Consider the following 5,666-nt stretch of genomic DNA (forward strand, 5'->3'; position numbering starts at 1 on the left):
AAGAAGAGATCTGTTGCATGAAATTCGAGTAGGCGTACCAGTCGGGATCTGTTTCTGTATGGATATCGATTGGAAGTGAAGGCAGATCGTCGGTGACTTCGTTGAGCATTAACAAGGCCTGATCGACATCTTTTAAATACCATTGCCATTCACACATCTGGTTTCCAGTAATCAGCATGGTCAGATAACCGAGACCTGCATTTTGCCAGACACCAATGAGTCGCTCTTCAAACTGATTCATGAGTTGTTGATCTTCCGGTCCGGGCATACCACTTTCGTTAGGAGACTGGTATGTCCAGATGATTTCGATCCGGGCGGGAAAATCAGCTGTGGTAATTCCAGCTGGAATGTCTGGTAACAGACGGAAGATGACAGTCAACTCCTCTTCGAGTGCCGTTGCCGTTAACCATTCCTGTTCTTGTTCCGGTTGTTGTTCTGTCAACTTTTAATCTCCGTTGATTTTGGTTGTGTCAAAAGCGAGACAACAATCAATGTGAGAAATCCTAAGGGGATGGTTACCAGACCAGGCTGGCTGAAGGGCACAATGGCGGTTTTCGGGTCCAGCCCGTAAATCCCTTTATAGGAATCGGCGCTTAACAGAATCCAGGTCAATGAAGAAACCATTCCTGTAAAAATGGCGACCGTGATCCCCTGTTTTGTTGTTTTTGGCCAGAATAGTAACATCACTAATGCGGGCAGGTTTGCCGAAGCGGCCACACTGAATGCCCAGCCCACGAGATAGTTTACATTAAAGTTTTCGAAGAGTATTCCAAGAATAATGGCAATCACTCCGACAACAACCGAGGCAATTTTAGCAATACGTACTTTTGCAAAATCATTCATTTCGATTTTCATAAAGCTCGACATCAGGTCATGCACGACAGCGCCACTGGATGCAATGATGAGTCCACTGACTGTTCCCAGTACCGTGGTAAATGCAATTGCAGAAATGACCGCGAATAACCAGTCGCCAATACTCTTGGCAAGCAGTGGGGCAGCCATGTTTGTGTTGGTGACATCAAGTGCCCCACTGGTCATGGCGCCCAGCCCCATAAACAATGTCAGAATATAGAAGTAACCAATGGTCCCAATGCCGACGATCGTGCTTTTTCTAGCGCTGGCTTGATCTTTGACTGTGTAATAGCGGATTAAAATATGTGGCAGCGAAGCGGTTCCACAAAACAGGGCTAGCATCAAAGACAGGAAATTTAGTTTTCCCCACATTTCATCGCTACGAATGCCTGCAAACTTTGGATGATTTCCAGGACTGAGCACTTTTTCTCCGGTTGTTGGTTTCGGAAAATAGATCGTTATGACGGTGCCATCTTTCTCTTTGATGGTATCTGAACCCCAAAGGATCAGTTCACTTTCACGGATTTTGCTTAAAAATTCAGTGACTCCCAGCGGACCTGTTTCCGTTTCATCGTCGGGCAATTTGCTGATACGCCCTACAGGGTATAAATCGGTTTTACCTTCACCGGTTCCCTGGGGCAATCCATTAATGATGATGCTGCCATTTGTGTTCTTTTGCTTGTATTGTGTTTCCGAAAGAAAATATTGTTTCTCTGGGCTCTCGGTCACTTTCCAATAAGAAATTTTGTCGTCTCTGGTAAGTTGCAGGAAATCTTTTTTGGCCCATGCTCCCTGGTCAAGTGGGATTAATGAATCATTATCATTCAGTTTGAGTTCCGATTTCCAATGTTCGATATTATCGGAAGCAGTGGGGCCGATAATTTGAAACTGGTGTGTCGGTTTCCCATTGTTGACAGGGTCTGTTGAGAGACCTCTTTGCAGAATCAGCACGGTCAGAACCGTACTGAAGATCACAAGCAACGAACCTTTCAGGAATTGCACATAAGTCGTGCTGACCATGCCTGCTGTGACGACAATCAAAATCACGATGGTTCCGACCATCAGGACGCCAACATAGTGGGGGAATCCAAGCAAGGGAGTGATTAAAGCGCCAGCGCCAACCATTTGCGGGATGAGATAAAAAATACTGACGACAAGTGTGCTGATCGCGGCAGCAAGTTTAATTCCCCGCGATTGAAATTTGCTATCCAACGCATCGGCGAACGTGAAACGTCCCATTCGTTTGAGTGGTTCTGCGATTACAAAGAGGGCCACAATCCAGCCGGCCAGATAACCGATGGAGTAGAGGAATCCATCGTATCCATAAAAGGCAATCATGCCACAGATGCCTAGAAATGAAGCGGCTGACAAATAATCGCCTGCAAATGCAACACCATTTACAAACCAGTGGATACCTCCCCCAGCTGCAAAGTACCCTTTCGCTGATTTTGCTTTTGCGCCCAACCAGAAGCTGAGTCCCAGTGTGATGGCGACAATTCCTCCAAAGATCAGAACTGCCATGAGGGATGGTTCATAGATCATTGAGATGCCCCCTCATTATTTGAACTGTCTGAGGAAACATCGTTTCGACACGACCAGCCATAGATCAATGCCAGCACAAATGCAGCTATGATCAAAGTGAATCCGTATACAATGGCCAGATTCAATCCTGCGAAAACAACCACCTCCATTTTTGCGGGGGAGAAGGTGTTAAGAAAAACGAACCCGCCATATAGGGCCAGATAAACCGTAAATAATTTAAGCCCCAGTCGGGTATTCCGAGAGATCGTCTCGGAATTTTCCTGCTCTTCAGGCTCGTTGGGGCCGTGGTCAAAACCTGCCATTGGAAATATACCCTTTAGTTGTAACACTGGTTTGGGTTCGATCAGCCAGAATTGCTTGATCAATCATGTTATTGGGAAAGCCTATTCAACCCGGAAACCGGTGAGGAATCAACTGACAGCAGCAATGGGAGGGGAAAAGAATTGGGAATCTGATGACTTTGTATACTGAAACAGGAGAACGTCAGTCGAAGGTCAGTCAAATCCCGACTGGAAACTCGGATCGCCGCGTGATTAATTCGAGTCAGTTGGAACCGGTTTAAAATAAATTCGGTTGGTGTTCAATTTCTGAGGGCCGATGCCTTTCACCTCTAATAAATCTTCAATAGAGCGGAATGGGCCATGAATTTCACGGTGCGATACAATTTTTTTCCCGAGCTTGGGGCCAATTTGATTTAATTGAGCAAATTCAACCCAAGAGGCCTGATTGATATCGATTTGATACTCATAGGGCATATGAGTTTGTCTTGTGATTTCGATTGGTTTGGTGCCCCAGCGGGAAAGACGTCCAAGATGAATCACGAACAGGATCAGTATGGCAATAACAAGTATGCCTAAAAAGAATTGATCATCTCTTTGTAAACCCAGGAATGGTTTTGATGGGGTTTCTTCAGAATGGTGATTCTGCATGTTCTGGCAGCCAGTCAGGTGAAATTATGTGTAATATGAGTCTGGTCTCACTTTGACGCGGTTTGCAGAGATTGATCAAATTGAGCTCTATAATACATCGTATTAACACGAGATAGTACTACTAAAGATGGCAAAAGCGCGAGTCACTAATTGACCTCAAGGCCCGTTTTTCGTAGAATGATACTATAAATTAGTCAACATATTGAATAATCGGAATAGACTCAAACTGCAAGCGAAAAATGGCAAAGAATCTATTCCCAAATTGAGGTGCTTCTGTGATCAATAACTTCCTTTGTATGAAAAAATGTCAGCGAACGTTATCAGTCTTTGCATTTGTTTGTACGTCGCTGTTAGCCACTAGTGTTTTACAGGCACAGAACACTAATACGAAAGGTCCTGCGAAACCGAAAGAAATTACTTTAACAGCTCCTCGAGATGGTTTCCCCATATCCATCACGTATTATCAATCAAGTAATGCCGAAAGTGCTCCGGTGGTTGTATTACTTCATGGCAAGGGGGGGAGCAAAAGAGTCTGGGATAAACAGTTCGCGCCTATCTTGCAGCAAAACGGTTATGCTGTTGTTTCTGTTGATTTGCGAAAGCATGGGCAGAGTAAACTACCTGAGACTGAAAAAAGTGTTAATCGGAATCAAAAAAAACCTCCGAGTTCAAGATTGAAAACTTATGACTACAAAGCAATGGTTGCACTGGATATGGAAGCCGTCTGGCAGTTTATTTTTAGAGAGCATCAGAAAAAACACTTAAATATGCAAAAATCAGCAATTATCGCCTCAGATATGAGTGTGCCAATTGCTTTAAACTATACCCTCTATGATTGGGCTAAAGGTCCCTATGATGATGCACCGGTCCTGGCTGCCAAAACACCCAAGGGGCAGACTGTACGGGCTTTGTTTTTGATTTCGCCCGTCACGGGTGTTCCCGGTGTTAATTCAATGCAACCGACAGTCCGGCTAAAAGACCCACTTTTAGGGCTCGCGTTTGAAGTCGGCGTCGGCAATAAAAATTCGGCCGATCTGAAAATTGCTAATAAGCTTTATGAACAATTGCATTTGGCCAAGGAAAAAGATGCTCGTGTGAAGATCAATAAATATCCTGGTAAGCTCACGGGGACTGATATGCTGGGTAGACGCTTGGGGTTGGAGATTGATATCCTGAAATTTCTGGATCGACATCTTAAAAAATTACCCGGGCAATGGGCTGACCGCAGGCCTCGCTTTGACCGGGATGAATAAGCGGGGATGAATCAACCGGTTAGCAGTTAGAATCAGGCTGCTCGATTATTAAATTGCTGAGTATCCTGTTGAATTGCTAATTCAGAATCAGTCTGGGGCTGCGGTGAAATCCGTTCAGAAAGAAAAGCAATTTCTTCTTTGATGTCTGTGATTTCTTTTTCCTTTTCGAGCAGGATCGCCTCCAGGCGACTGATGCGTTTTTCTGGATTTCGTTGCAGTAAACGATTCACGATTTCCAGAATGAGCAGCGCCCGATAAAGCTTCAGGACCAGACTTTTAAGGCGGAAAACTCTGGTGGTCTTGAGTAATCCGGCGACTCGTAAAAATCTCATAAACGCGATCATCGGCAGGCAAATGACGGCGATATCAATCCAGTGTCTGCGGCAGTAGTCCAATCGTTTTTCTACGATTGAGATCATGAGTATGAATTCCAGAGTAAATGCGAACCAGATAAATCCAGTTGCAATGGCAGTCAAATCGGCCAGTACTGAGTTCGTTTCGATTTGCTTTTGCCAATAATGCTCGACCGCAAACAGCGGTAGTACCAACAGGGCAATCAACAGCATTGGCGCAGAAAAAGTTTTGACAACTTTTTCCTTGAATTCAGAATCAACGACCTGCCAGGAAATAATGGGAAACCAAATGGCCTGACCCGTCATCTGGTCTCTTGCGCAGATTCTGATTGGTGGAATCAGACAATACAGGAGATTAAATTTCCAGCGGGGACTACCTAACGCTACGTGAATGACTGTTTCCAGAATAAACAGCGGATAGAGCAGGAACAGACACCAATTGCAGACATCCAGAGCAATTCCCGGCGATTCAATGCTGTTTAAATGCAAAGTGCCCGCTAAAAAAATGAGAAAAAAGACTGCAACACAAAACATGGGTGCCGCTGCGAACTGATCGACTTTTTTGATGTAAGCGTTCATAAAACTCATCGACAGGAAATGGCAGAATAAGAAAAGCATCCAGAGGAGGCTGCAACAACAAACGAAGGGCAGGGGAGGAACTTATATTCAATATCGGCAAAAGCGCCTATTCAGAATAATCGGATCAGGTTTCCGTCTCTGAAAAGTGTGATAATCAA

General features: G+C 44.7%; 6 protein-coding genes. 1 reads left to right on the forward strand and 5 read right to left on the reverse strand.

The window, feature by feature from the left end:
- From Q0668_RS24195 to Q0668_RS24210, 4 genes are all read right to left on the reverse strand, one after another.
- A partial coding sequence (locus Q0668_RS24195) for a DUF695 domain-containing protein (protein ID WP_298869122.1) occupies window positions 1-442 on the reverse strand: 442 nt, incomplete at its 3' end.
- Window positions 439-2,394 (reverse strand): cation acetate symporter, encoded by a 1,956-nt coding sequence (locus tag Q0668_RS24200; RefSeq protein WP_298869123.1) that lies wholly within the window; start codon window positions 2,392-2,394, stop codon window positions 439-441. The genes Q0668_RS24200 and Q0668_RS24195, both read right to left, overlap by 4 nt.
- On the reverse strand, window positions 2,391-2,696 hold the full coding sequence (locus Q0668_RS24205; protein WP_298869124.1) for a DUF485 domain-containing protein: 306 nt from the start codon (window positions 2,694-2,696) through the stop codon (window positions 2,391-2,393). Before Q0668_RS24205 ends, Q0668_RS24200 begins: the two co-directional genes overlap by 4 nt.
- A gap of 231 nt (window positions 2,697-2,927) precedes the next feature.
- A complete protein-coding gene (locus Q0668_RS24210) occupies window positions 2,928-3,323 on the reverse strand; it encodes a helix-hairpin-helix domain-containing protein (RefSeq protein WP_298869125.1) in 396 nt (131 codons plus the stop codon).
- Window positions 3,324-3,619: 296 nt separating this feature from the next.
- Between Q0668_RS24210 and Q0668_RS24215 the strand changes: the two genes are divergently transcribed.
- Window positions 3,620-4,576 (forward strand): alpha/beta fold hydrolase, encoded by a 957-nt coding sequence (locus tag Q0668_RS24215; RefSeq protein WP_298869126.1) that lies wholly within the window; start codon window positions 3,620-3,622, stop codon window positions 4,574-4,576.
- A gap of 32 nt (window positions 4,577-4,608) precedes the next feature.
- Here Q0668_RS24215 and Q0668_RS24220 read toward each other — a convergent pair whose 3' ends face one another.
- Window positions 4,609-5,508, reverse strand: coding sequence for a hypothetical protein (locus Q0668_RS24220; RefSeq protein WP_298869127.1), 900 nt, complete (start codon window positions 5,506-5,508; stop codon window positions 4,609-4,611).
- Window positions 5,509-5,666 lie beyond the last annotated feature (158 nt).

It is taken from the genome of uncultured Gimesia sp. (genome assembly GCF_937910335.1).
Lineage (GTDB): Bacteria > Planctomycetota > Planctomycetia > Planctomycetales > Planctomycetaceae > Gimesia.